This window comes from Parafrankia discariae, assembly GCF_000373365.1.
Classification (GTDB): Bacteria; Actinomycetota; Actinomycetes; order Frankiales; family Frankiaceae; genus Parafrankia; species Parafrankia discariae.
The window spans coordinates 163,751-190,124 of sequence record NZ_KB891252.1 but is presented as its reverse complement, the minus strand read 5'-3'; the positions used below and the strand labels follow the sequence as shown (position 1 = coordinate 190,124).

The window sequence follows — 26,374 nt, the reverse complement described above, 5'->3', positions numbered from 1 at the left end:
TCCGGATGGGTGCCGTGGACGTCGTCACCGACGGCCCGCTGCTGCTGGCGGCGCCCGTAGCGGTCGCGGCCGGCCTGCTGTCCTTCCTGTCGCCGTGCGTGCTGCCGCTGGTCCCCGGCTACCTGTCCTTCATCACCGGCCTGTCCGGCGAGGATCTCCAGCGCCGTCCGGCGGCGGCACCCCTCGCCGCCACCGCCGACACCCCTGACACCGCCGAGCTCGCCGACACCGCGGAGCCCGCCGTGGTCGGGATGGCCGCCGCGGGTGGCCCAGCGCGGGCGTCCGGTGCGTCGGCCGTCGGCGGTGGGCCGGCGTCCGGCGGTGCCGTGGCGACCGGCGGCGCGGGGCCGTCCGCGCTGGCCCGACGGCTGGGTGAGCTGCGCAGAGTCGGCCGGGTGACCGCCGGCACCGGGCTGTTCGTGCTCGGCTTCAGCGCCGTGTTCGTGACGTACGGGGCGGCGTTCGGCGGTCTCGGCCAGTGGCTGAACGTGCACCAGGTCGGGCTCGGCCAGGTGCTCGGCGCGGTGACGATCGTGATGGGACTGGCCTTCGCCGGGGTGTTCTCCAGGATGTCCTGGGCCAACCGCGAGTGGCGTCTCCACCGGCTGCCCAACCCGGGGCTGCTCGGTGCCCCGGCGCTCGGCGTGATGTTCGGTCTCGGCTGGACGCCGTGCCTCGGCCCGACCCTGGCCGCCGTGCAGGGGCTCGCCACGCTGAGCGCGACGGCCGGGCGCGGCGCCTTCCTCTCCGCCATGTACTGCCTGGGACTCGGGCTGCCCTTCCTGGCCGTCGGTCTGGCCTTCCGCCGTGCCGTCGGTGCCCTGAGCGTCTTCCGCCGCCACGCCCGACTCCTCGCGCTGACCGGCGGCGCCCTGCTGGTGACAGTGGGCGTCCTGCAGCTCACCGGAGCCTGGGCCGACCTTGTCGCCGAGCTGCGCCCCTACGCGCCCGGATTCTCGGAGACGCCCCTGTGAGCACACGTCCCACCGCACCGTCCGGGCATGTCGACGGGCTGCGCCCGGACGACCCGGCGGTCCTCGAGGCCCCCGAGGCGTTCGATCCGCCGGCTCCGCGATCGGCGTCCCGCCGCGCTCCCGCCGCCCGCGGGGCCGTCCAGCCCACCCCGGAGGCGGATCACGCCGCGGGGGCGGGGACCGGCTCGGAGCCGAAGCCGCGAACCGCCTCGGAAGCCGGCCCGGGAACCGGCGCCGACGCGCGGCCGGACGGTTCCGCGGAACCGGCGCCGCCGCGGGCGGACGGCCCGCGGCCACGGGCCGCCTGGCTCGCGCTGCTGGTCCGGTCCTGGCGGCAGCTCACCAGCATGCGCACCGCGCTGGTGCTGCTCTTCCTGCTCGCGCTGGCCGCGGTGCCCGGCTCACTCATCCCGCAGCGCAACCTCAACCCGCTGAAGGTCGAGGAGTACTCCACCGACCACCCGACGCTCGCCCCCTGGCTGGACCGGCTCTCCTTCTTCCACGTCTTCGGCGCGCCCTGGTTCGCCGCGATCTACCTGCTGCTGTTCATCTCGCTGATCGGCTGCCTCTGGTCGCGGGTGCACTGGCACGCGCGGGCGCTGTTCACCGCCCCGCCGAAGGCCCCGGCCCGGCCGGGCCGGCTGCCCGGTGGCAGCACCTGGACGAGCCCGCTCGACGCCCCGGACGCCGTGGACCTGGCCCGGGGGGTGCTGCGCGGGCGGCGGTTCCGGGTGGCGCCCGCGCCTGGTGACGCCCGCCGTCCCGACGGCTCGCCGGACCACTCGGTCGCCGCGGAGAAGGGCTACCTGCGCGAGAGCGGCAACCTGGTGTTCCACCTGGCGCTCGTCGCGCTGCTCGCCGGGATGGGGCTGGGCTCCTGGTTCGGCTACCAGGGCACCGTCCTGGTCGTCACCGGCAACGGGTTCGCGAACACCCTGATCTCCTACGACCAGTACAGCGGCGGCGAGCTGGTGGACGCGGCCGGCCTGCCGCCGTTCTCGGTCAACCTCGACCAGTTCTCGGCGTCCTACCAGGACAACGGCCAGCCCGCGGACTTCCGGGCCGACGTCTCCTACCAGTCGGACATCGACGCGCCCGTGCGCACCGACACGATCCGGGTCAACCATCCGCTGCGGATCGGCAGCGCGAAGATCTACCTGATCGGCCACGGCTACGCGCCGCACTTCGTCCTGCGTGACTCCGCCGGCGCGGTCGTCTGGGAGAGCTACGTCCCCTGCACGCCCCGGGACGGCATGTTCACCTCGACCTGCACGGTGAAGATCCCCGACACCGGCCTGCCGCCGACGGGGGAGCGCCGGGAACCGCAGCAGCTCGCCTTCAGCGGGGTGTTCACCCCGACCACCGTGCTCGACCCGGGGCACGGCTACGTCTCCACCTATCCGGCGGCGCGGGCACCCGGGCTCACCCTCACCGGCTTCGTCGGGAACCTGCACCTCAACGAGGGCATCCCGCAGAACGTCTACGCCGTCGACACCCGGGACATGACCCAGTTCACGATGACCGGGCCGGCCGGGAAGGACCGGATCGCCCAGGTCGTCGCCCTGAGCAACCCCGCGCAGCGGACGCTGACCGGCCTGCCCGGCGGCATGTCGCTCGAGGTGGACGGCCTGCACGAGTTCGCCACGTTCCAGACCAAGTCAGACCCCTACAAGGGCCTGGTGCTGGGCGCGGCCGTCGTCATCGTCCTCGGCCTGGTCGCGAGCCTGCGGGTGCGCCGGCGCCGGGTGTGGGTGCGGGCCACCCCGGTGGACGGCGGCGGCAGCACGGTGGAGGTCGGCGGCCTCTCCAGGTCGGACGCGCAGGGCTTCGCCGCCGAGCTGGCCGCCCTCAGCGAGGAGATCCGGCTCGACACCACCCCGGACGACGACCCGTCCGCGGGCGACCCGCCCGCGGCCGGCGAGGCACCAGACGGGGAGAAGCCGGCCGCCGCCATGCCGGCCGACCCCGCCACCAGCACGACCATCAGCGCCACCAGCGAACGGGAGCCTTGATGCCGGTCAATGAAGGCATGGCCAATCTGTCCGACCTGCTGTTCGGGACGTCGGTCGCCGTCTACGCGGCCGGGATGCTCGGCTTCGCGGCCGAGTTCGCGTTCAGCCGGCTCGGCGCGACGTCCGGAAAGACGGACGTCGCCGCCGGCGGTCAGCTGGACGCCGCCGGCGCGGTCGGCGCGCGGACCGACCGGCAGGAGGTCCTGGTCGGCGCCGCGCCGTCCGCCGCCGAGGTCGGCGGGGGCGCCACGGGCCTGGCCGACGCCGCCGGAGGCGCCGCGGGCTCGGCCACCGCGGGTTCGGCCCCCCCGGACTCGGGCGCCGCGGCGGGCGGCGACGATGCCGCCGGCTCCGGGTTCGCGCCCTGGATCGGCCGGATCGCGGTGGTCCTGACGATCGTCGGCTGGGTGGCGCACGTCGGTTCGGCGGTCACCCGGGCGATCGCGGCGGGCCGTGTCCCCTGGGGCAACATGTACGAGTTCTCGTCCATGATCTGCCTGATCGCGGTGACGACGTTCCTGGTCCTGATGACCCGCCAGCAGATCCGCTGGCTCGGGGTCTTCGTGATGGTGCCGGTCGTGCTCTCCATGGGCTTCGCCGGCACGGTCCTCTACGTCGCCGCGGGGCCGCTCGTCCCGGCGCTCAACTCGTACTGGCTGCGGATCCACGTCGCCGGGGCGATCGTCGCCAGCGGTGTCTTCCTGGTGTCCGCGGTGACGACGGTCCTGTTCCTGCTGAAGGACCGCTGGGAGAACCGGCTGGCGGAGGTGGCCTCCGGCCGCGCCGAGGCGTCGCGCGCCATGCGCAGCCGGGGCGGGATCGTGATGCGCCTGCCGTCCTCGGCCACCCTCGACACGATCACCTACCGGGCGATCGCGTTCGCCTTCCCGATCTGGACCTTCGCCATCATCGCCGGGGCGATCTGGGCCGAGGCGGCCTGGGGCCGCTACTGGGGCTGGGACCCGAAGGAGACCTGGTCCTTCATCACCTGGGTGATCTACGCGGCGTACCTGCACGCCCGCGCGACAGCCGGGTGGCGGGGACGGCGCGCCGCGGCGGTCTCGCTGCTGGCCTTCAGCGCCCTGTTCGTCGACTACTACCTGGTGAACCTGGTGATCAGCGGCCTGCACTCGTACGCCGGGGTCTGAGACCCGGCCGGGGGAGGTCAGCCGCGGGCGGGGGTCGCCGCCCGCGGGGAGGTCAGCGGCGGGGAGGTCAGCCGCGGGCGGGGGGCTCGGGTTCGCCGCCGCGGATGCGGTCGGCGAGCTCGCGCAGGAACTCGGGGTCGTCGTCCGGGCCGACGGGGCGGACGGCCTGGCGGCGCATCCCTGTCCGGGAGGCCCCGGAACGGGTGCGGCCGCCAGCGGCGCGCTCGGTTCCCCACGGCCCGCGGCCGCCGAACGCCGGGTGGTCGGAGGCGGCGCGGCGCTCGTAGCCGTCATAGCCGTGGGCGACGCGCGGCCGCCCGAACAGGAACCAGCAGACCGATCCGAGGAAGAAAAACACGATCAACACGATCAGCCAGATCGGTTTGGGTACAACCTTGACCGCGTCCACTGGTGTGCCGATCACGTCAATGACCGAAAACACCCAGACACCTATGATCAGGAATGTCAGCGCGAGACCCAGCACCGGCCGACCGCTCCTCTCACTCGCTGTGAGCGGCGCGCCGACGCGCACCTGCCCCGGGCACGCCGATCGGCGTGCCCCTGTCGAAGACGCACCGGCTCCTCGCGGCCACCGGTGCTGGACTGTTCACTCTCGGCCACCCGGACCCGCTCTGTCGGATCCACGGCTTCCAGGATGAACGTCTCGTGTGTCCCTAGTGTGCCTCCCGGGCGGACGCGATGTCCCGGCGGTCCGCGAAGGCGCTGTTCACCGGTCGCGAATGTGACGCGCCAGACGCTTGGAGCGCCCTGGGACAGGGTACGACCAGCGGCCGTTCCCCGGCGCTGCAAAGATGGATGCCATGGCCTGGGCCGATCTCCGTGCGTTCCTCACTCACCTCGACCGCGGTGGGGACCTTCGCCGGGTGCGGGTTCCCGTCGACCCCCGCCTGGAGGTGACCGAGATCGTCACCCGGGTCGTCCGCGACCGGGGCCCGGCACTGCTGTTCGAGAAGCCCGTCGGTGCCGACATGCCGCTGGCGATCAACGTGTTCGGCACCGAGGCCCGGATGGCCGCGGCGCTCGGCGTCGAGCGCCTCGACGACATCGGCACCCGCATCGGCGAGCTGCTGCGCCCCGAGCTGCCGGTCGGCTTCGGTGGCCTGCGCGGCGCGCTCGGCAAGGCCGCGCAGCTCACCTCGCTGCCCCCGCGCAAGGTCCGCACCGCCCCCTGCCAGGACGTCGTCCTCAAGGGCTCGGACGTCGACCTGAACCTGCTGCCCGGTGTGCACGCCTGGCCACGCGACGGCGGGCCGTTCCTCAACCTGGGGCTGACCCACACGAAGCACCCCGAGACCGGGGCGCGCAACCTCGGCATGTACCGGCTGCAGCAGCACGACGCCCGCACCGTCGGCATGCACTGGCAGATCCACAAGGACTCCAACGCGCACCACGCCGTCGCCGAGCGGCGCGGCGAACGGCTGCCGGTCGCGATCGCGTTCGGCTGCGACCCCGCCGTCACCTACGCGTCCTCCGCCCCGCTGCCCGCCGAGATCGACGAGTACCTGTTCGCCGGGTTCCTGCGCCGCGAGCGGGTCGAGATGGTCGACTGCCTGACCGTCCCGCTCCAGGTGCCGGCGAACTCCCAGGTCGTGCTCGAGGGCTGGCTCGAACCCGGCGAACGGCTGCCCGAAGGCCCATTCGGAGACCACACCGGCTTCTACACGCCGATCGAGCCGTTCCCCGCGCTGCACGTCGACGTGATGACCATGCAGCGCGACCCGGTCTTCCAGAGCATCGTGGTCGGACGTCCACCGCAGGAGGACGGGCCGATGGGCAAGGCGACCGAGCGCATCTTCCTGCCGCTGATCCGGATGATGATCCCCGAGATCGTCGACTACGACCTGCCCGAGGCCGGGGTCTTCCACAACTGCGCGATCGTCTCGATCGAGAAGCGGTTCCCCAAGCACGCCCAGAAGGTGATGAACGCGGTCTGGGGCGCGGGCCTGCTCTCGCTGTCGAAGCTGATCGTCGTCGTCGACGCCGACTGTGACGTCCACGACTACCACGAGGTCGCCTGGCGGGCGTTCGGCAATGTGGACTACGCGCACGACCTGCTCACCACGGTGGGTCCGGTCGACCACCTGGACCACGCCTCCTACGAGCAGTTCTACGGCGGCAAGATCGGGGTCGACGCGACCCGCAAGCTGCCCACCGAGGGCTACCGGCGCGACGGAGGCTGGCCCGAGGAGATCGTCATGGACGAGGCCGTCCGGGACAGGGTGACGCGCCGGTGGAAGGAGTACGGCCTGTGAGCGACGCCGCCCTGGCCCCAGGCATGCCCGGCCGGGCCTCCGGTGGCCCGACGCACGGCCCGGTGCGCGCGTTCCTGCGGCTCGTCGTCATCGAGCACTCCGTCTTCGCGCTGCCGTTCGCCTACGTGGCGGCCCTCGCGGCCTGCTTCGCGGTCTCGCGGTCGGTGCACTGGCGTGACCTGGCGCTCGTCACGGTCGCGATGGTGGCGGCCCGCACGTTCGCGATGGCCACGAACCGGATCATCGACCGGGCCATCGACGCCCGCAACCCGCGTACCGCCGGCCGTGAGCTCGTCACCGGCGCGGTGTCCGTCCGCACGGCGGTCGTCGGCTCGATCGTCGCGCTCGCGGTGTTCCTCGGCTCGGCCGCGGCGCTGTCCTGGCTGTGCCTGGCCCTGGCCCCGGTCGCGGTCGCCCCGCTCATCGTCTACTCGTACGCGAAGCGGTTCACCGACTTCCCGCAGGCGGTCCTCGCGATCGCCCAGGCCGTGGCCCCGATCGGCGCCTGGATCGCGATCACCGGCGCGTGGTCGTGGTCGGCCGTCCTGCTCGGGCTCGCCGTCGGCACCTGGATCGGCGGCTTCGACCTGATCTACTCCTGCCTGGACGCCGAGGTCGACCGGCGGATCGGGGTGCGCTCCGTCCCGGCGCGGTTCGGTGTCCGGGCCGCGCTCGCCGCCTCGATCGTCACCCACGCCGTGACCTTCGCGCTCTTCGTAGTGTTCGGCCTGCTGGAGGACTTCGGCGCCTGGTGGTGGGCCGGCCTGGTGCTGACCGCGGCGGCCTTCTGCTACGAGCACGCGATCGTCTCGCCGACCGATCTCTCCCGGGTGACCCGGGCGTTCCTCACCACCAACGGCTTCGTCGGGATCGCCCTGTTCACCTTCGCGCTGGCCGACCTGGTCAGCCGCGGCCTGGCCGCCTGATCCGCGGGATGTCCGACGGCCCCGCGGCGGCGCCCGGCGGGTTGGCGCCCGACGGCCCCGCGGCGGCGGACGAGCCGCGGCGGCCCTGGGTCGTCGGGGTCAGCGGCGCGAGCGGAACGCCCTACGCGGCCGCCGTCCTGCGCGGCCTGCTGGCCGCCGGCCGGCCCGTCGACATCGTGGTCTCCCGCGCGGCCCGGCTCACCCTGCTCGACGAGACCGGCATCGGCTGGCGGGACGGCGCCTGGCGCGAACCGCTGACGAGCTGGCTGTGCACCCGGCTCGACGGGCGGCCCCGGCCCGACGCGGCCGAGGTGGCCGGCCGCGTCGACCTGCTGGTGGACGTCCACCCGCCCGACGACATGGGCGCGCGCCCGAGCAGCGGCTCCTACCCGACCCGCGGGATGATCGTGGTCCCGGCGAGCACCGCCTCGGTCGCCGGCATCGCCCTCGGCCTGTCCAAGGACCTGCTCCAGCGCGCGGCCGACGTCACCCTCAAGGAGGGCCGGCGCCTGGTCGTGGTCCCCCGGGAGATGCCCTACACCCGGGCCACGCTGCGCCACATGCTCGACCTGGACGCCGCCGGCGCCGTCGTGGCCGCGGCCAGCCCCGGCTTCTACGCCGGCGCCCGCGCCGCCGAGGACCTGGTGGACTTCGTCGCCGGCCGGGTCCTCGACGCCGCCGGCGTCCCCAACGCGCTGTTCCGCCGGTGGACGGGCGAGCTCGGCGGCGCCCGCGCCACCCCGGCGCGTACAACAGAGCTGGGGGACGGGCCTCGGCGCGCCCCGACCAGCGGATAAGGGATGGGCGGGGACGGCATGGCGAGGAAGAAGGCCGGACAGGCACGCGGCCACGACCCGGCGTCCCCGGGGCCCGCGAAGCCCGCGCGATCCGGGGCTCCGGCGGGTTCGGGGGCGCCGGCCGGGCCGGGGGCGCCTGCGGGCTCCGGGAGCCGGCGGCGGCCGGGGCGGGGACCCGAGGTCGCGCCGGATCTGCGCGTCCAGCTCCCGTACTTCCTGATCCGGCTGGCCGTGCTCGTGATCCTCAGTGTGGTCCTGATCGCCGTCGGAATCGCCCCGCTGCTCGGCATCCTCATCGGCTTCGCCGTGGCCGGGCTCCTCACCTGGCCGCTCGGGCGCATGCAACGGCGGGCCGCGCAGCGCTCCGTCGAGCGGGCCAGGGCCGATGGCGCCGCCGGGAAACCGCCGACGTCCTGAGCGGGCACCTGGCCGAGGCGAGATCGGCGGCCGCGGCCGGGCCCGGGGGCCGCCGCGGCCCGGTCCGCGGCGGGGATCACGGCACCGGTGGCGGACCGGGACGTCATGGACTGTCGGCCCGCGGAGCTACGCTGGATCGCATGGATGCCGGGCTAAAGCGCGAGATCGAAGCCAAGGTCCACGAAGGTGCCCGGCTCAGCCGGGCCGACGGTGAGGCCCTCTACGCGAGTGACGACCTCGCCTGGCTGGGCGGTCTCGCGCACGAGGTGCGAACTCGAAAAAACGGCGACCAGACCTTCTTCAACGTGAACCGGCACCTCAACCTGACGAACGTCTGCTCGGCCTCATGCGCCTACTGCTCGTTCCAGCGCAAGCCCGGCGAGTCGGACGCCTACACGATGCGCATCGAGGAGGCCGTCCGGCTGGCGAAGGAGATGGAGCCGGCCGGCATCACCGAGCTGCACATCGTCAACGGCCTGCACCCGACGCTGCCCTGGCGTTACTACCCGCGCTCGCTGCGCGAGCTGGGGAAGGCACTGCCCGGCGTCGCCCTCAAGGCGTTCACCGCCACCGAGATCCACTGGTTCGAGAAGATCAGCGGCCTGTCCGCGGACGAGATCCTGGACGAGCTCATCGACGCGGGCCTGGAGTCGTTGACGGGCGGCGGCGCCGAGATCTTCGACTGGGAGGTCCGGCAGAGGATCGTCGGTCACGAGACCCACTGGGAGGACTGGTCGCGGATCCACCGCCTCGCGCACTCCAAGGGTCTGCGCACGCCGTCCACGATGCTCTACGGCCATGTCGAGGAGCCGCGGCACCGGGTCGACCACGTGCTGCGCCTGCGCGAGCTGCAGGACGAGACAGGCGGCTTCGCGGTGTTCATCCCGCTGCGCTTCCAGCACGACTCGGTCGGGGATCCACGCAACCGCCTGATGAACCAGCCGATGGCGACCGGCGCGGAGGCTCTCAAGACGTTCGCGGTGTCGCGGCTGCTGTTCGACAACGTCGACCACGTCAAGTGCTTCTGGGTGATGCACGGGCTGACCACCGCCCAGCTGTCCCTGAACTTCGGCGCCGACGACCTCGACGGCTCGGTCGTCGAGTACAAGATCACTCACGACGCGGACGGCTTCGGAACCCCGAACACGATGACCCGGGACGATCTCCTTTCGGTGATCCGGGACGCGGGCTTCCGGCCGGTCGAGCGGGACACCCGCTATCGGGTCGTGCGCAGGTACGACGGCCCGGACACCACCCGGCGGGACAACCCCGTCCCGATCGACGCCTGACCCGGCGATGGCGTTCGAGGAGAGTTCGACCCGGTCGGGCGGCGAATCACGGCCCGACATCCCGGCCCCGGCCGGCGGTCCGGCCGCACCCGACAGCCCTGCCGTGGCTGAGACCCGCCCCGCCCGCCCCGCCCGCCCGCAGGGCGCGCCGGGGATGGGCTCCATTTTCGTGCTCGCCTTCCTGGTCATTCTGATTCCCGGGCTGGTCGCGTACAGCCTGCTGCGCTGGTGCGGCCTGGCGATCGGTCCGGCCGGTCTGCTCGGGCTGCTCGTGATCATCGTTGGGCTGGGGTTCTTTCCCGCGGTCCTGCAACGGCTCGGTTGGGTGCGCCGCCGTCGGGGGCGTCCCGCCAGAAACCGGAGAGCATGATGTCCGCTGACGACATGTCGCCGTCCGCCGGCGGCGGCCCCACCGGCAGGGGGGACGGCGGGATCATGGGCCTCAACCTCCGGTACTTCGCACTGCGCGCGGCGATGTTCGGCGCCGTCCTCGGGGTGCTGTTCCTGGCCGGGGTGGGGGGCGTGCTGGGGTTCGCGCTCGCGGCCGTGATCAGCGGCCTGCTCAGCTACCCGCTGGCGCTGCGCCAGCGTCGGGCCGTCCTGGACAACGTCGCGTCGCGGCGCGGCGGTCGGCCCTGGTGACCCCCCCGGGCGACTCGGCCGACCACCCACCGGACACGGAGCAGCCGGAACCGGCGGAACGGCTGGAACTGCCGGAACCGGCGGAGCGGCCGGGCCGGCCCAGGGTCGGCCACATCCAGTTCCTCAACTGCCTGCCGCTTTACTGGGGTCTGGTGCACTCCGGGGCGCTGCTCGACCTGGAGCTCACCAAGGACACCCCGGACCGGTTGAACGACGCGCTGGTCGCCGGTGATCTCGACATCGGCCCGATCAGTCTCGTCGAGTACCTCCGGCACGCCGAGGATCTCGCCGTCCTCCCGGACCTGGCCGTGGGCTCCGACGGGCCGGTCCTGTCGGTCGTCGCCACCAGCGCGGTCCCGCTCAGCGAGGTCCGTACCGTCGCGCTGGGCTCGACGTCCCGGACGAGTGTGCTGCTCGCGCGCATGCTGTTCGAGCAGCGGTGGGGGCTGCGCCCGCGGTACGTGACGATGCCGCCCGACATCCCGCTGATGCTGCGGGAGGCCGACCTCGCCGTCACGATCGGCGATGTGGCGCTGCGGGCTACCTACGACGCGGAGCGGGCCGGCCCGGGCCATCCGCTGCGGGTGTTCGACCTCGGTCGCGAGTGGCGCGAATGGACCGGCCTGCCGATGGTCTTCGCCGTCTGGGCCGCCCGGCGCTCGTTCGCCGCGGCCCATCCCGGTGTGGTCAAGGAGGTTCACGAGGCATTCCGGTCGAGCCTCGACGCGGCCCTGCTCGAAGTGGACGAGGTCGCCCGGCGGGCGGCGCGCTTCGAGGTGTTCGATCCCGCGACGCTGGCCCGCTACTTCACGACGCTCGACTTCCGGCTGGGAGCCCGCCAGCAGGCCGGAATCCTGGAGTTCGCCCGCCGCGCCGCGGCACGCGGTGACGCGCCACCGCTCGACGAGATCGTTTTCGCGTCGGTGTGATGCCAGCCCACGCCGCGCCCGCCACACCCGCCACACCCGCCGCGCCCGGTCACCCGCGGCGGGCGCGGCGGGCATGAATGCCCGGGTGGTGCGCCGATGCCGGGAAGCGACCCGGATATCCGGGTCGCCGGTGATCTGTTTGATCGGCGGGGCGTCGGGCCGCACCGGTGATCTATCCGCGGGGCCGCAGTGGTGACGTATTAGACAGGTGGCCGGAATGCCTGGGAGATACCTGTCGGGGGTGTGGCCCGCTGCGCGCTGGCAGTCGCGAAACGCGCGATCCGACTTTTGACGAGAGCGATCAGCCGGGGTGGTGTCGCCCGGCCACCCGGCGCGATCAGGATCTCATCCAGGTTCGGCTGCTGCGGTGCCGCGGCCGCGGCACCGCCGACGCCTGTCGCGGATAGTGACGGTGTCCCGTCGCTCTGCCGGTGGCTCCAGGTCGAACGCGGGTCGGCCGCGCCGCCCGAAGGTGCGACACCGCCGCCGCGCCCCCGGCCTTCCATGTACCCAGCGTGGTCGGTGGTGGATTCGAGCGGGTGGTCGATTCCGTCCTGGCCGTCCGCGGCGCCGGCACGGGCCGACCGGGTGCCGCTCCGGAGGTCGGAACCGGCGGTGCGTGTCGCCACCAGCCCCTGCTCCGCTCGGCGGCCGGCGAGCCCGCCCCGACCTGTTGTGGCCCCCGGCTCGGACTCCTCGGCGTGCCGGGCGGCCGCGTCGATGAGGCTGTTGACGGCGAGTGTCCAGGCGCGCAGGCCCTCGTGGCCGGTCAGCTCGGTGAACACCGCGGCCTCCAGGCAGCAGGTGCTGGCCTTCGCGAGCTCGTCCATGTCGAGCAGGGAGATGGCCAGCAGCCCGGCCAGGTGGCCCGCGATCATGAAGAGGCGGAACTGCTGGTGCGGCAGCATCGGGGTGCGCAGGAGCTGGTCGACGAAGGCCTGCTGGTCGAGGACCTGGGCGGTGACGTCGGCCGGGTCCAGCGCGTCGGCCGCCGCGATGAGGTCGGCGGCGAGCCGGTCGAGATAGTCGAGCTCGCGGTCGGAGCGCCGGTGGTCGAGGAGATCACCGATCCGCCGGCGGGACTCGATCTCCGCGTCGGGCTGGCGGCCGTGCCGCTCGGTGCGCTCGGCGATGGCGGCCTCGCGCAGGTCGACGAGCGCGCCCCCGGCCTCCAGGGCCGCGTCGACGGCGGCGAGGACCGGCCGCGCCGGTATGCCCCGGCTGGGCTGTTCCAGCTGGCTGATGTACTGGCGGCTGTAGCCGGTCCGCCCGGCGAGCTCGTCGCGGGACAGCCCGCGTTCACACCGGCGCCGCCGGATCTCCGTCGGGAGGATGTCCTCCGCGGTACTCGAACCCTGCCGGCCTCGGCTCCGTTGCCGCATCTGCGCCGATCCTTCCGCTGCCCGGGGCTCGGTGCTACGTGGCCGCTCGACGTCCCACCTTCCGCCGGATGGCCGGAGGTGGGACGTCGGGGCCGGCCACGTAGCACCGTCGGCCGCCTGCTCACCGTTATGGGGCGCCGGCGGCACCCCTCCCGCCTGGACGCGTGGCGCAGTCGGTCGACCGCTCTCACGTACCGCACGGATCTGGTGCCTGCCGTCGTGTGCCTGGTGGGTTTCCAAGGGTGTGGCCCGTTCGGGTCACGGATACGAGACATCACCTTGTGTGATCAGAATACTCCGGCTGGCGCAGGCGACGACTAGGGGCCAAAGGTCCCGGACACGGAGAGTTGTCGTCGATCTGTTGATGTGCGGTAGCTGCGTGGTACCACTTTTGATCACGGTCCGTGACCGAAGTCTGGGCCGCCCGATCGCTCGCGAGGGGGTGCGGGGTGGGTTCCGGCGCTCGCCGGTATGCGCTCGGCGACCGGTTCGATCCCCTCCGGCGCGGGCATCCTTTTTTCTCCCGGAATCAGCCGTTCGGCATTGTGAATCGATTGTGTCTTCGGTGTTTTTGATTGACGGATCGGAAATAAAGCCTGAAAAGCCCGCGCCCGCCGCCTGGTCGCGACAATTCGCCGCACCAGCCCGGGTATCCGCTCCGGGGGGCCCGTCCGGTGCTTCCGGGCGGGAGCGAACGGGTGAGGCACCCGGCGCGGTCGGGTCATACCGCGAAACCATCCCGAATGACGATGGGCACGACTCGCCCGTGGCGCGTACAAAAGACGAGTGATGGACTGCCGGCCGTCGACGGACGCTGAAGTCGGCGCCCCCGGAGTCGGCGCCCCCGGAGTCGGCGCCCCCGGAGTCGGCGCCCCCGGAGTCGGCGCCCCCGGAGTCGGCGCCCCCGGAGTCGGCGCCACAAGCGTCGGCGCCAACGGAGTCGGTCTCCCCGGGGCTGGCATCGCGGGTGCCGGCCTCCCTGGAGTCGGTGCGGGGCTTCCCGGAATCGGTACGGGCGTCGTCGAGACCGGGGTGGGTGTCCCCGAGGTCGAGGCGGCCGTGCGCGGCCGGTTCCGGGCCGGCCCGTTCCGTGTCGTCATCGCGGATGACGCCGACGGCCTGCGCGAGCTCCTCTGCCTCCTGTTCGACACCGAGCCGGACTTCATGGTGGTCGGCCGGGCGGCGAACGGGGCGGAGGCCGTCGAGGTCGTCACCCGGACCGCGCCCGACCTGGTCCTCCTGGACGTCGCGATGCCCGTGCTCGACGGCATCGGCGCCCTGCCGCACGTGCGGATGGCCGCGCCCGACGCGCGGGTGGTGATTTTCACCGGCTTCTCGGAGAACGCGCTGCGCGACGAGGTCATGGCGCTCGGCGCGGACGAGTTGATGGAGAAGGATCTGTCCACCGGCGCGCTGCTCGACCGGCTCCGGCAGATGTGCCGGCGCCCGCGCCTCGTCTGAACCCCCGAACGAACCTGGTGGTTCGCGCGTTGTGTCTGGACTGTGACCCGGATGGGGTGTGACGACACATCCACGACGTCGGGGCGTCATCTGTGGGAACATTGCTCTCGTGACTGCCCGGGTCCACCTGCTGGAGCCGTCGGTCGGGCGAACGGTCGCCCGTCACCGGCGCGCTGGCGCGTTCCCGCCGGCCGGGTCGTCACGGTCTGGGAACGACGTCAGCTGGCGCATGCCCGTTGCCCCCGCGGTGCCGTCGGCACCGTCGGCGCACCCCGGCTTCGGCCAGTCCGACCCGTACCGTCCAGCCGGGCCGCACCGTTCGTACGGTCCGTCCGGCGTTCGCGGCGCGCTCGCGTCGCGGCCGGGTGACGTCTGCCCCGTCGACCTCCGCCTGGTCGCACGTCTGCACGTCGACCTGTTGCGCGTCTCCAGCGCCGGCTGTCGCCGCTCCCGCTGAACTCCGCCCGCGCCGGCGTTCGACGCCGTCGTGGACCCTGCTCACCGAGAGATCTCATGACTTCTCCTGCTCGACCCCCGCGTGCCGCGCGCCCGCAAAGCCCGTCCCGACCCAAGGGACAGGGCCAATGGGCGCTGGGCTACTCCGAGCCGCTCAACCCCAACGAGCGGATGAAGAAGGACCAGGACGGCCTCGCCGTGCGCGAGCGCATCCTGAACCTCTACCCGCACACGGGGTTCGACGGGATCGACCCGCAGGATCTGCGCGGCCGGTTCCGCTGGTGGGGGCTCTACACCCAGCGGAAGCCGGGAATCAGCGGCGGGCGCACGGCCGTCCTCGAGCCCGAGGAGCTCGACGACCGCTACTTCATGCAGCGCATCCGCCTGGACGGCGGGCGGATGACCTCCGAACAGCTCCGGATCATCGCCGACATCTCCACCCGTTACGGGCGGGACGTCGCCGACGTGACCGACCGCCAGAACATCCAGCTGCACTGGATCCGCATCGAGGACGTCCCGGCCATCTGGGGGGCGCTCGAGGCGGCGGGGATGACCACCGAGGAGTCGTGCGGCGACACCCCGCGTGTCATCCTCGGCTGCCCGCTGGCGGGGGTGGACGCCGAGGAGGTCATCGACGCCACCGGCGTCATCGACCAGGTGGTGGAGCGGTTCGTCGGCGACACCACGCTGTCGAACCTGCCCCGTAAGTTCAAGAGCGCGATGTCGGGCTGCCCCGACCAGTGCACCCTGCACGAGATCAACGACATCGCCTTCGTCGGCGTCGTGCACCCCGAGCTCGGCCCCGGGTACGACCTGTGGGTCGGTGGCGGTCTGTCGACGAACCCGAAGCTCGGCGTGCGCCTGGGCACCTTCGTCACCCCGGAGCGGGTGCCCGAGGTGTGGCACGGCGTCATCCGGCTCTTCCGCGACTACGGCTACCGGCGGATGCGGACCAGGGCGCGGCTGAAGTTCCTCGTCGCCGACATGGGCGTCGAGTGGGTCCGCTCGACCCTGGAGAAGGAGTACCTGGACGCGGCGCTGCCGGACGGCCCGGCGCCGCTGCCGCCCCGCAACGAGGGCCGCGACCACATCGGCGTCCACCAGCAGCGCGACGGCCTGTTCGCGGTCGGCTTCGCGCCGCGTGCCGGCCGCCTGACCGGGACGACACTGACCGCCGTCGCGAACCTCGCCGACCGGTTCGGCCAGGGCCGGATCCGGGCGACCACCACCCAGAAGCTGGTGATCCTGGACGTCCCCGGCGAGGGCGTCGACGGGCTCGAGGCCGAGCTGGCCGCGCTCGACCTGGTCGTGCGGCCGAGCGTCTTCCGCCGCGGCACGATGGCCTGCACCGGCATCGAGTTCTGCAAGCTGGCGATCGTCGAGACCAAGGGCAACGCCCGCGACCTCATCGTCGAGCTGGAGCGCCGGCTGCCCGACTTCACCGAGCCCATCGGCATCAACATCAACGGCTGCCCGAACGCCTGCGCCCGGTTCCAGGTGGCCGACATCGGCCTGAAGGGCTCGCTCGTCCCGGACGCCAACGGCGAGATGGTCGAGGGGTTCCAGGTCCACCTCGGTGGCCACCTGGGTACCCGTTCCCGGCTCGGCCGGAAGTCCCGTGGTCTCAAGGTGACCGCCGACGGCCTGCTCGACTACGTCGTGGGCCTCCTGGAGACCTACCAGGAACACCGGTCCGACGGTGACACCTTCGCCGACTGGGCGGAGCACGCGGACGAGGCGCTGCTCACCGGGGCCGGGGCCGCCGCGGGTGGCTCCGCTTCGGGTGGCCCTGCCACGGCTGGCCCCGCCACGGCCGGCCCGGCCGAGGGCCAGACCAAGGGCGGCGCGACGTGAGCGCCCGCGCCGTCCCGTTCTACTGCCCCTACTGCGGTGACGAGGACCTCGTGCCCGAGCCCGCGCCGGGCGGGACGGGCGAGGGCCACGGGCACTGGTCGTGCCGGTCCTGCCGGCGCGCCTTCCGGCTCAGTCTCACTGCGCTGGCGACAGCCAGAACAGGTTCGGCGAACGGCACCGTCGTGGCGCCGTCGGACGTGGAGGAGAAGAACTGATGGATGCCGCGCTGAAGGCCCGCGCACTGCGGGCCGGCGACGAGCTCGAGGGCGCCCCGGCGGAGGAGATCCTCCAGTGGGCCGCCGACGAGTTCGGTACCGGTCTCGTCGTCGCGGCGTCCATGGCCGAGGCGGTCCTCGTCGACATGCTCGCGCGCATCCGCACGGACATCCCGGTGGTCTTCATCGACACCGGCTACCACTTCGCGGAGACCATCGGCACCCGGGACGCGGTCGCGCACACCTACTCGTTGCCGATCATCAGCGCCAGCCCGCAGCTCACCGTCGCCGGGCAGGACGCCGTGCACGGGCCGCGGCTCTACGAGAGCGACCCGGACCTGTGCTGCCGGATGCGCAAGATCGTCCCGCTGGACCGCGCGCTCGCTCCCTACCGGGCCTGGGCGGCCGGCTCGCGGCGGGTGGAGTCCGCCGGGCGCAAGAGCCTGCCGGTCGTCGGCTGGGACCAGCGCCGCGGCAAGGTCAAGATCCACCCCCTGGCCACCTGGACGGACGAGGACGTCGACCGGTACGTCCAGGAGCACAACGTGATCGTCAACCCGCTGCTCTCCGACGGCTACGAGTCGGTGGGCTGCTGGCCGTGCACGCAGCGCGGCGCCGGCCGCGCGGGTCGCTGGGCCGGCACGACCAAGACGGAATGCGGCATCCACTAGTTCGTCGCGGAGTTCGCGGTGCTCTCGGGGTTCGCGGCGTTCGGGGAGTTCGCGGTGCTCGCCGCCGGGAGCCGGGTGGCGCACAGTTCAGGGCAGGTGGTGAGGACCACGCTGTACCGTGCACGCCGTGGCAGTCGTGACACCTGGGCCGCAAGCCCGCGGATCCGGGTCGGATCCGGCACCTTCCCAGGTCAGCCGGCCCGGCGAGGTGTGGCTGGTGGGGGCCGGTCCGGGTGATCCCGGGTTGTTGACCGTCCGCGGGCGGGAACTTCTCGCCACCGCCGACGTCGTCGTCACCGACCGTTTGGCCGCGGCCGTCCTCCTCGACGTCGCCCGGCCGGACGCCCACGTCATCCACGTGGGCAAGAGCCCGACGACCTCGCGCAGCCAGGACGAGGTCAACGCGCTGCTGGTCGAGCACGCGCGGGCCGGTGCCCGGGTGGTGCGGCTCAAGGGCGGCGACCCGTTCCTGCTGGGCCGGGGCGGTGAGGAGGCCGAGGCCTGCGCCGCCGCCGGAGTCAGCTGCACCGTGGTCCCCGGCGTGACCTCCGCGATCGCCGTGCCCGCGTACGCCGGCATCCCCGTCACCCACCGCGGGGTCGCGCAGGACCTCGCGATCATCTCCGGTCACCTGCCGCCGGGGCACCCCGACTCGACGGTCGACTGGGCCGCGCTCGGCGCGTCCCGCGCCACGATCGTCGTGCTCATGGGGGTCGCCCGACTGGTCGACATCGTCGACGCGCTGCTGGCGGGTGGACGTCCGCCCGCGACCCCGGCCGCCGTCGTCGAGCGCGGCACGACCCCGGCGCAGCGGGTGCTCCGCACGACCCTGGACGCCCTCGTCGTCGACGCCGTCGCCTTCGGACTGCGCTCGCCGGCGGTACTGGTCGTCGGCGAGGTCGCCGCGCGCCGGGACGCGGCCGTCCCGATCCCGCCCGTGGCCGCGGCCACCGCCGCTCCGGGTGCCCGCGCCGGGTCGGGGTGGCCCGGGGCGGCCGGCGGCGCCCCGCTGGCGGGCATCCGCGTTCTCGTCCCGCGCACCAGGGCACGTCAGGGCCTGCTCGCCCGCAGGCTGCGCGAGCTCGGCGCCGAGGCCGTCGAGACGGTGGTCAGCCGGCTCCTCCCGACCGGCGACGCGACGCCGCTGCGCGAGGCGCTTCCGGGCGCGGACGGCCTGGTGCTGGCCGACTCCGACGAGGTCGCCGCGGTCGTCTCGCTGCTGCGGGGCGCGGGCACCGATGTGCGGGCGCTCACCGGACTGACACTCGTCGCGGCCTCCGCCTCGGCCGCCGCCGCGCTCGACGCGCTGGGGCTGGCCTGTGTGCGGTCCTCGGCTGAGGTCCAGGTCGCCTACACGGTGGTGACGGAGGTCCCGGTGCCCGGACTGCGGGTGGTGATCTGCGGGGCGGCGGCGCCGCCGGTGGGGATCCGTACGCTGCGCCGCGTGCCGCTGCTCGTCGACGCGCCCGCCGAGGCCGACCCGCGGATCGCCGAGGAACTGCGGCACGGTGACCTGGACGCCGTCACGCTCGCGTCGTCGACCGCGGCCCGCTGCCTGGTCGAGCTGTACGGGCCGTTGCCGGACGGTGTCCTGGTCGCGGCGATGGGCCGGCGCACCGCGCAGGCCTGCGAGGCTATGGGCCTGCGGGTGGACGCGGTCCCGTCCGAGCCGGGGATCTACCCGCTCGCGGCGGCCGTGGTCGACCTCGTGGCCAGCCGGCGAGCGCCGACGGCGTAGCCCGACGGGCCCCGGCGCCGGCAGACCCGGTCGGGGGCCTGCCGGCTGCCGAGCGGGCGACGGCGACGGCGACAGCGACGGATTCCCCCCGCGGCGGCGGGAGCGCGGGCAGGCGACCAGCCGTCGGATACGCGGGTCAGGAGTGCGCCGGCGCCGTGGCGGGGATGGTGGCGACCTGGTGCAGCGCGTCCTCGATACGGGCCTGCACGGCCCGCACGACCCCCGGGTGCAGCCCGAGTGGCCGGGTGACCGTCCAGCTCGTCCCCGGGTGGTCCGCCTGCGCCGCGGCCAGGGCATCCGGAATGTCGCGGCTCGTGTGGTTCCCGTCGAACAGGAAGAAGGGATGCGCCACGATCTCCGAACAGCCGGTGCGGACCAGCGCGGCGTAGCCCTCCGCTATGTCCGGCCGGGCGATCTCGAGGAAGGCCGGCTCCACCGCGTCCCAGGCAGCGGCCGGGCCGCCGCTGCCGCCCCCGCGCTCTCCGCCGCCCCCGCGCTCTCCGGGGTCTCCGAAGGCGCCGCCCCCGTGGTCTCCGTGGCCCCCGCGCTCCCTGCCGTTCCCGCCGGCCCCGCTGTCGGGGGCTGAGGTGGGGCTGTCGGTGCTGGCACCGGCCAGCGCGCGCGCGAGCTCAACGACCGTGGCGTTCGCCTCCGCCCGCCGCGAGCCGTGTCCAATCACCAGGAGACCGCGCATGCTCTCCAGTCTGCCGCCAGCGGCGGCTGGCAGGTGTCAGCGGCGGGCGTCGGGTGTCCGAGGCAGGTGCCGACGCCGACGCCAGGGTGGCTCGGTTCCCGATAGCTGACGGGGGAACCCGTTCTCGCTGGGCCCATCCACAGCGGTTGACCGGCGGCCCAGCCTCGGCTCGTCGGCCCCGCCCGACTCCGCCCGACTCCGCCCGGGCCCGGCAGCTCGGCCCACAGCCCTCCTTCTCGCCATTCAATTTCTTACTCGCCGATTCGGGGGTGAATGACGGCGGATTCCGATCTGAAAGGGCGAGAAGGAAAACAAAAGGCGAGCAGGCTGTCCGAGGTTGCGGGATTTATGTCCGATAAATGGCAGTCTGTTCTGGCTCCATGGTCGGGGATCGCACTGACCATCGAGGTCGGAGATCGTCGAGACGGCGACTGTCCGCTCCGGCTGCCCAGCCGCCGGCGGCTGGGCAGCCGGCGGCCCGGCTGTCCGGCGGCCCGACAGCCCGGCCTGCCCGACGGCCTGGTGGTGCGGTGGTTCGGCTGGCCCGGCGCTTTGGCTGTCCGGCATTTCGGCCTGCGGGGGATGCCGTCATGGCGGGCGGCCGTCGGAAGACGGACAGCGTACGGTCGTTCGGCGCCGGGCGGGTTACCGTCGCGGGCGACGGCCGCCCGGCGCTACCCGGACCGCCGGCCTGTCGCCGGCGCGGCCGAGGCGTGATGATGGGATGCCCGCGGGTTTCCGCGGGATCGACGGTGGCGGCATGTCGCGGTGGCGCCCGAGACGAGCGGGAGACCAGTGGCGGACCGATCGGCACGCCGAACGCGGGGTGCCCCCCTGCAGCCGGGCGATCCGACGTTGATCGGGCGCTACGAGGTCGTCGGCCGGCTGGGCGCCGGCGGTATGGGCACCGTGTTCCTGGCCCTCGACCAGAGCGGCCGGCACGTCGCGATCAAGGTTATCCGCTCGGATCTCGCGGCGGATCCGGAGTTCCGGGAGCGGTTCGCCGACGAGGTCGCCGCCGCTCGCCGGGTGGCCCCTTTCTGCACAGCCCAGGTTCTCGACGCCGATCCGCACGCCCGCCGTCCGTATCTGGTCACCGAGTTCATCGACGGTGCCCGGCTCGACGAGGTCGTCGCCGAGTCCGGGGCGTTGCCGCTGTCCACGCTGCAGGGGGTCGCCGTCGGGGTGGCCTCGGCGCTGACCGCGATCCACGGTGCCGGGATCGTGCACCGTGACCTCAAGCCCAGCAACGTGCTGCTGTCGTACTCCGGCCCCCGGGTGATCGACTTCGGGATCGCCCGGGCGCTTGACGCGGCGGGCGGGCGCACCCAGTCCGGGCTGGTCCTGGGCTCGGCCGGGTGGATGGCCCCGGAGCAGATGGAGGGCACGGCGCCGGTGGGCCCGGCGACCGACGTGTTCGCCTGGGGCCTGCTTGTCGCCTACGCCGCGGGCGGGAGCCACCCCTACGGTGACGGTACCTATCTCGAGATGTCGGAGCGCATCCTCACCGGCCAGCCCGATCTGCGGCCCGTCCCGGCGCAGCTGCGTGACATCGTCGCCGCCGCGCTGCGCCGCGACCAGCGGGTGCGGCCGTCCGCCGAGCAGATCCTGCTCAGCCTGCTCGGTGACCGCGGCCGGAGCGGCAACACGCGTGCGGTGGCCAGCGAGGTCCTCGACGGAACGTGGCCCCGCGGCCGGTCCGCCGCCGCGGCGGCGGCCGGTTACGCGGCCGGTGCCGGTGCCGGTGCCGGTGCCGGTGCGGGTGTCGGTGCCGGTGCCGCGGGTCTGGGCGGCCCGGGGGAGGCGTTCGGCCCGGGCGACGCCTTTGGCGCGGCGGGCGCCGCCGGAGCGGGCGGCGGGCCCGCGGCGACCCGCGTGGCGGGTGGGACGGCTGGTGCCGGCCAGAACCCCGGGCGTCCGGTGCCCACCCGCGTCGCCGGCCCCGCGGACGGCGGCAACCGCTGGTGGGAGGGCCCGCCGGCGTCGGCTTCCGGCCGGCCGGGCGACGCTGCCGGCCCGGGCGGGCTGCCAGGGGCCCGTCAGGCCTCCCGGCCGGCGCCGGGCGGGCCGCCGCAACCCGCCCGCCGCCGCCGGAAGGGTGGATTCGTCCAGTACGGAGATGAGCCTGAGGTCGCCCGACCGGACGGGCGGTACTCGGCTGGCGCGGCCGGCGGAGCTGGCGCGGCCGGCGCCGGTGTGGCCGGTGCGGGCGCGGCCGGTCCGCCGCGGGCCCAGGGCGGCGGCGCGTGGCCGGCGGGCGCCGGGCCGGCTCCCCGTGGATACGCCCCCGCCGCGCCGCCGCCCGCGCCTCGCCCGGCCCCGCGACCAGCCCCCCGGCCGGCACCCCCACCCGCTTCGGCGCCGTACTACGGCGACGTGCACCGGCCGGCGCCCCCCGCTCCGGCGCCGTACGCGCCGAGCCGCCGGCCGCGTCGGCGGTGGCGCCTACGAATCCCGTTCAAGAAGACGATCATTTTCGTGGCGCTCGTGCTGCTTCTGCTCTCGGCGGCCGACCAGATCGCCACGATGGTGGACGACCAGCGCCAGCGGCTCTGGGACCGGGTCGTCAGCACCTTCCGCGATGACATCGGCAACCAGATCGACGATCTGTGGGGCAAGACCGACAACCTGCGCGAGCAGGCCCCCGACCTGGGTGACCAGGTCTCCGACCTGCCCTCCCGGCTGCCCGGCGGGCTCGGGAACCAGAACGGCTGACCGTGCCGGCCGTGCCGGCCGCGCGTCCCGGTCGTCCGTCCCGGTCGCGCGTCCGCCGCCGGGCCCGTCCGGGCCGCGGGCCGCGGCCGTTCGGAGGTCGTCGGCATGAAACGGGCCTGACGCAGGTACACCGTCGTCATGGCGAACTTCAGCAGCAAGGTCCAGGAGATGCTCCGCAGCCCGAAGGCCCGCCAGATGGTCGACAAGGCACGGGCCGCGGCGAACAGGCCGGAGAACCGCGAGAAGATCCGTCAGCTGTCCAGCAAGATCACCAGTCGTGGCAAGAGTGGGGCGGGCGCCGGGCATGACGCCCGTCTCGGGCCGGACCTGCACTCCGACGCGCACCGTTCCGACGTGCACCGTTCCGATCTTGGCGACCTGAACGGCGCCGGGCATTCCGGCCCCGGAACGACCGGCACGGACGGACACGGCGCCGGGGCGGGTACCGGCTCCCGCGACAGCTCGGGATACGACCGGTTCTGAGCCGGCCCGGCTCCCGGGCGGGCGTCGTCGAGTCGACGCCTCCCCGGCCGGTGCCTCCCTGAGCCCGGTGCCTCCCTGAGCCCCGCGCCGTCCTGGTCCGGGCCGTCCGGCGGGGGTCTCAGGGGTGGGTTGTCCGGGTTCGGCCGCCTGCCGGCCGGGGCCCGCCCGGCGCAGGTCGTACGATCCTGGGGTGAGCCTTGTTGATGCCGACGGTGAGTCCCCGGCGGGCCGGGCCCGCGTTCCCGACACCGAGATCCGCGCGCTGCTCGACCGGGCGGCCGACGGCGGGCGGATCTCGCCGGAGGAGGCGTTGCTCCTCTACACGTCCGCCCCGCTGCACGACCTCGGGCACGCGGCCGACGTCGTGCGCCGCCGCCGGTACCCGGACGGCATCGCCACCTACATCATCGACCGGAACATCAACTACACCAACGTCTGCGTGACGGCCTGCCGGTTCTGTGCCTTCTACCGGTCGCCGAAGCACGCCGAGGGCTGGGTCCGCGACCTCGACGACATCGTCGCCAAGTGCGGCGAGGCGGTCGAGTTGGGCGCTACCCAGATCATGCTGCAGGGCGGGCACAACCCCGAGTTCGGGATCGAGTGGTACGAGCGGACGTTCGCCGGCATCAAGGCCGCCTACCCGCAGCTTGCCCTGCACTCGCTCGGCGCCAGCGAGGTCGTGCACATCGCGCGGACGTCCGACCTGGACTTCGCCGAGGTGATCACCCGGTTGCGTGACGCCGGTCTCGACAGCTTCGCCGGCGCGGGCGCGGAGATCCTCACCGAGCGTCCCCGGCACGCGATCGCCCCGCTCAAGGAGCCCGGCCACGTCTGGCTGTCGGTCATGGAGATCGCCCACGGCCTGGGCCTGGAGTCGACGGCGACGTTCATGATGGGCACCGGCGAGACCAACGCCGAGCGCATCGAGCACATGCGCATGATCCGGGACGTCCAGGACCGCACCGGCGGGTTCCGCTCGTTCATCCCGTGGACCTACCAGCCGGAGAACAACCACCTCGGCGGCCGGACGCAGGCGACGACCCTGGAGTACCTGCGGCTGGTGGCCGTCGCGCGGCTGTTCTTCGACAACGTGGCCCACCTGCAGGGCTCCTGGCTGACCACCGGCAAGGAGGTCGGTCAGCTCACCCTGCACATGGGTGCCGACGATCTCGGCTCGGTCATGCTGGAGGAGAACGTGGTGTCCTCCGCGGGGGCCCGGCACCGGACCAACCGGACCGAGCTCATCCACCTGATCCGGGCCGCCGACCGGATCCCGGCGCAGCGCGACACGCTGTACCGGCACCTCGTCGTGCACCGGGACCCGGCTCTCGACCCGGTCGACGACCGGGTGGCCTCGCACTTCTCCTCGACCGCGCTGCCGCTGGTGTCGACCTGAGCCACGAACCGGACACGGGTGGGCCGGCCGTCGCGGGCAGTGGGCCGAAGATCGAGCTGCACGTCCATCTCGAGGGGACAGTGCGGCCGGAGATGCTGCTCGCGATGGCACGGCGCAACGACGAGGCGCTGCCGGCCCGCACCGTCGAGGGCATAGCCGAGCTGTACCGGTTCCGCGACTTCGACCACTTCCTCAAGGTCTGGGTGCTCACGACGCAGGTCATGCGCACGGCCGAGGACTTCCGCGAGGTCGTCGTCGACTACGCGGGCCGGGCCGCCGCGCAGGGCGCCGTCTACCTCGAGGGCATCTTCTCGCCGTGGTTCCGGGTGCACCGGGGCGTGCCCTGGCAGGAGATCTTCATCGGTTACACCGAGGGCGCCGTCGAGGCCCGGGAGCGGTTCGGGGTCGAGGTGCGGCTCACCCCGGACATCGACCGGGTGCTGCCGCCCGAGGTCGCGATGGACGTCGTCGGCTGGGCCGCCCGGTTCACCGACCGCGGTGTCGTCGGGATCGGCCTGGGCGGGCCGGAGGTCGGCCATCCACCGGAGCCGTACGCGCCGGTCTTCGCCGCCGCCGCCGACGTCGGCCTGCCCGCCGTCCCGCACGCGGGGGAGACGGTCGGCGCCGAGTCGGTGCGCGGCGCGCTGCACGTGCTGGGGGCGCGCCGGATCCGGCACGGCCTGCGGGCTCTCGAGGAGCCCGGGCTCGTCGCCGAACTGGTCGAGCGGGGCGTCGTGCTGGACGTCTGCCCGACGTCGAACCTGCGGACGGGCGTCGTCACCGACCTGGCGGCGCACCCGCTGCCCGCGCTGGTCGCGGCCGGGCTGCGCTGCTCGCTGGCCACCGACGACCCGGCGATGTTCGGCACGGACCTCGAACGGGAGTACGCCGTCGCGGCGGGTCTCGGGGTGCCCCTCGCCGGGCTCTACGAGGCCGGGGTGGCCGGCGCGCTGTGCGACGACCGGACCCGCTCCCGGCTGTCGGCGCTCGGGGCGGGCGCGGACTGGGACGCCGCCCAGGCCGCGGCGCTCGCCGCCGCCCCCGCGGCGTTCGCCGACCTGGCGGGACCGGTGGCCATGACGAACGCGGAGGGATGAGCCGGTGAGCCGAGCGGGTCTGGACAAGAAACCCGACCAGGTGGCCGCGATGTTCGACCAGGTCGCCCGGCGGTACGACGTGACGAACACGGTGCTGTCGGCCGGGCTGGACCGCACCTGGCGGACCGCGACCGCACGGGCCCTGGCCCTGGCGCCGGGTCTGCGGGTCCTCGACCTCGCGGCCGGGACGGCGACGTCGTCCCGGGCCTTCGCCGCCGCCGGGGCCGAGGTGGTGGCCTGTGACTTCTCCCTGGGCATGCTGGCCGAGGCCCGGCGCCGGCTCGCCGACGCGACCACGCGCGCGGGGGCGGGTGCCGGGGCCGCGAGCGCCGGAGCGGGAACGGGTACCGGAGGCGGAAGGGGCGCCGCTGGTGAAGGCCGGGTGGTGTTGACGGCTGGTGACGGCCTGCGTCTGCCTTTCGCGGACGGCTCCTTCGACCGGGTCACGATCTCCTTCGGCCTGCGCAACGTGGCCGAGGTCGACGTCTGCCTCGCCGAGCTGCTACGGGTCACCCGGCCCGGCGGCGTGCTGGCGGTCTGCGAGTTCAGCCGTCCGGTGTGGCGGCCGGTGCGTACGGCCTACCTGGAGTACCTGATGCGGGCGCTGCCCGCGGTCGCCCGGGCGGTGAGCAGCAGCCCGGACTCGTACGTGTACCTGGCGGAGTCGATCCGGGCCTGGCCGGGGCAGGCCGCGCTGGCGGAGTCGATCCGCGCGGCCGGCTGGACGAGGGTGGGCTGGCGCAACCTCAGCGGCGGGATCGTCGCCGTCCACCGGGCGGTCCGTCCCGGCGGGGACGACTGAACC

24 protein-coding genes are annotated in these 26,374 nt (G+C 73.7%); 21 read left to right on the top strand and 3 right to left on the bottom strand.

All coding sequences use genetic code 11. From position 1 onward, the window contains the following. Positions 1-5: 5 nt before the first annotated feature. Genes B056_RS0128265 through ccsB form a run of 3 tightly spaced genes read left to right on the top strand, consistent with a single transcriptional unit; the run spans position 6 to position 4,134 of the window. Positions 6-974 (top strand): cytochrome c biogenesis CcdA family protein, encoded by a 969-nt coding sequence (locus tag B056_RS0128265; RefSeq protein WP_018505202.1) that lies wholly within the window; start codon positions 6-8, stop codon positions 972-974. Further along, the gene (locus B056_RS0128260; protein ID WP_018505201.1) at positions 971-2,986 is read left to right on the top strand and encodes a cytochrome c biogenesis protein ResB; all 2,016 of its coding nucleotides are present in this window, start codon (positions 971-973) and stop codon (positions 2,984-2,986) included. Before B056_RS0128265 ends, B056_RS0128260 begins: the two co-directional genes overlap by 4 nt. Further along, a complete protein-coding gene (gene ccsB / locus B056_RS0128255; RefSeq protein WP_018505200.1) occupies positions 2,986-4,134 on the top strand; it encodes a c-type cytochrome biogenesis protein CcsB in 1,149 nt (382 codons plus the stop codon). Before B056_RS0128260 ends, ccsB begins: the two co-directional genes overlap by 1 nt. A 67-nt stretch (positions 4,135-4,201) precedes the next feature. Here the strand turns inward: ccsB and B056_RS0128250 are convergent, their stop codons facing one another. Further along, positions 4,202-4,618 (bottom strand): PLD nuclease N-terminal domain-containing protein, encoded by a 417-nt coding sequence (locus B056_RS0128250; RefSeq protein WP_020572750.1) that lies wholly within the window; start codon positions 4,616-4,618, stop codon positions 4,202-4,204. Between the two features lie 337 nt (positions 4,619-4,955). Here B056_RS0128250 and B056_RS0128245 point away from each other — a divergent pair, with 337 nt between their 5' ends. From B056_RS0128245 to B056_RS0128210, 8 genes are all read left to right on the top strand, one after another. Continuing rightward, positions 4,956-6,407 carry a menaquinone biosynthesis decarboxylase gene (locus B056_RS0128245; protein WP_018505198.1) on the top strand — a complete coding sequence of 484 codons (1,452 nt, stop codon included), beginning with the start codon at positions 4,956-4,958 and terminating at the stop codon, positions 6,405-6,407. Beyond that, entirely contained in the window at positions 6,404-7,333 is a 930-nt protein-coding gene (mqnP, locus tag B056_RS0128240; protein ID WP_018505197.1) for a menaquinone biosynthesis prenyltransferase MqnP, read from the top strand. Before B056_RS0128245 ends, mqnP begins: the two co-directional genes overlap by 4 nt. A gap of 8 nt (positions 7,334-7,341) precedes the next feature. Next, on the top strand, positions 7,342-8,130 hold the full coding sequence (locus B056_RS0128235) for a UbiX family flavin prenyltransferase (protein ID WP_018505196.1): 789 nt from the start codon (positions 7,342-7,344) through the stop codon (positions 8,128-8,130). Positions 8,131-8,148: 18 nt separating this feature from the next. Beyond that, on the top strand, positions 8,149-8,547 hold the full coding sequence (locus B056_RS44895; RefSeq protein WP_230203230.1) for a hypothetical protein: 399 nt from the start codon (positions 8,149-8,151) through the stop codon (positions 8,545-8,547). Positions 8,548-8,687: 140 nt separating this feature from the next. Then, on the top strand, positions 8,688-9,836 hold the full coding sequence (gene mqnE / locus B056_RS0128225; protein WP_018505195.1) for an aminofutalosine synthase MqnE: 1,149 nt from the start codon (positions 8,688-8,690) through the stop codon (positions 9,834-9,836). 103 nt (positions 9,837-9,939) lie between these two features. Further along, entirely contained in the window at positions 9,940-10,206 is a 267-nt protein-coding gene (locus B056_RS0128220) for a hypothetical protein (protein WP_230203229.1), read from the top strand. Further along, positions 10,203-10,478 carry a hypothetical protein gene (locus tag B056_RS0128215; RefSeq protein ID WP_326828250.1) on the top strand — a complete coding sequence of 92 codons (276 nt, stop codon included), beginning with the start codon at positions 10,203-10,205 and terminating at the stop codon, positions 10,476-10,478. The genes B056_RS0128220 and B056_RS0128215 overlap by 4 nt, the downstream gene beginning before the upstream one ends. 68 nt (positions 10,479-10,546) lie before the next feature. Further along, on the top strand, positions 10,547-11,407 hold the full coding sequence (locus B056_RS0128210; RefSeq protein WP_035753074.1) for a menaquinone biosynthetic enzyme MqnA/MqnD family protein: 861 nt from the start codon (positions 10,547-10,549) through the stop codon (positions 11,405-11,407). Between the two features lie 200 nt (positions 11,408-11,607). On the opposite strand, the gene B056_RS0128205 is transcribed toward B056_RS0128210, so the two are convergent. Then, positions 11,608-12,789 (bottom strand): helix-turn-helix domain-containing protein, encoded by a 1,182-nt coding sequence (locus tag B056_RS0128205; RefSeq protein WP_018505191.1) that lies wholly within the window; start codon positions 12,787-12,789, stop codon positions 11,608-11,610. Positions 12,790-13,578: 789 nt separating this feature from the next. Here B056_RS0128205 and B056_RS44890 point away from each other — a divergent pair. From B056_RS44890 to cobA, 5 genes are all read left to right on the top strand, one after another. Then, positions 13,579-14,250: a response regulator transcription factor gene (locus B056_RS44890; protein ID WP_020572749.1), complete on the top strand. Its 672-nt coding sequence runs from the start codon at positions 13,579-13,581 to the stop codon at positions 14,248-14,250. A gap of 513 nt (positions 14,251-14,763) precedes the next feature. Next, positions 14,764-16,560, top strand: a complete 1,797-nt coding sequence (locus B056_RS0128190; RefSeq protein ID WP_035753032.1) for a nitrite/sulfite reductase — start codon at positions 14,764-14,766, stop codon at positions 16,558-16,560. Then, complete coding sequence (locus B056_RS0128185) at positions 16,557-16,775, top strand: hypothetical protein (protein ID WP_018505187.1); 219 nt, start codon at positions 16,557-16,559, stop codon at positions 16,773-16,775. Before B056_RS0128190 ends, B056_RS0128185 begins: the two co-directional genes overlap by 4 nt. Further along, entirely contained in the window at positions 16,775-17,446 is a 672-nt protein-coding gene (locus tag B056_RS0128180; RefSeq protein WP_018505186.1) for a phosphoadenylyl-sulfate reductase, read from the top strand. Before B056_RS0128185 ends, B056_RS0128180 begins: the two co-directional genes overlap by 1 nt. Positions 17,447-17,654: 208 nt before the next feature. Then, positions 17,655-19,184: a uroporphyrinogen-III C-methyltransferase gene (gene cobA, locus B056_RS0128170; protein WP_018505184.1), complete on the top strand. Its 1,530-nt coding sequence runs from the start codon at positions 17,655-17,657 to the stop codon at positions 19,182-19,184. Positions 19,185-19,320: 136 nt separating this feature from the next. Here the strand turns inward: cobA and B056_RS0128165 are convergent, their stop codons facing one another. Continuing rightward, entirely contained in the window at positions 19,321-19,878 is a 558-nt protein-coding gene (locus tag B056_RS0128165; RefSeq protein WP_018505183.1) for a sirohydrochlorin chelatase, read from the bottom strand. 795 nt (positions 19,879-20,673) lie between these two features. On the opposite strand from B056_RS0128165, the gene B056_RS0128160 reads away from it, so the two are divergent. From B056_RS0128160 to B056_RS0128140, 5 genes are all read left to right on the top strand, one after another. Further along, a complete protein-coding gene (locus B056_RS0128160) occupies positions 20,674-22,593 on the top strand; it encodes a serine/threonine-protein kinase (protein ID WP_018505182.1) in 1,920 nt (639 codons plus the stop codon). A 138-nt stretch (positions 22,594-22,731) separates the two neighbouring features. Then, positions 22,732-23,076 carry a hypothetical protein gene (locus B056_RS38295; protein WP_018505181.1) on the top strand — a complete coding sequence of 115 codons (345 nt, stop codon included), beginning with the start codon at positions 22,732-22,734 and terminating at the stop codon, positions 23,074-23,076. A gap of 190 nt (positions 23,077-23,266) precedes the next feature. After that, positions 23,267-24,472: a cyclic dehypoxanthinyl futalosine synthase gene (gene mqnC / locus B056_RS0128150; protein WP_018505180.1), complete on the top strand. Its 1,206-nt coding sequence runs from the start codon at positions 23,267-23,269 to the stop codon at positions 24,470-24,472. Positions 24,473-24,522: 50 nt separating this feature from the next. Then, on the top strand, positions 24,523-25,569 hold the full coding sequence (add, locus tag B056_RS0128145) for an adenosine deaminase (RefSeq protein ID WP_026240229.1): 1,047 nt from the start codon (positions 24,523-24,525) through the stop codon (positions 25,567-25,569). A 4-nt stretch (positions 25,570-25,573) separates the two neighbouring features. Beyond that, positions 25,574-26,371, top strand: coding sequence for a demethylmenaquinone methyltransferase (locus tag B056_RS0128140; protein WP_018505178.1), 798 nt, complete (start codon positions 25,574-25,576; stop codon positions 26,369-26,371). Positions 26,372-26,374: the final 3 nt, after the last annotated feature.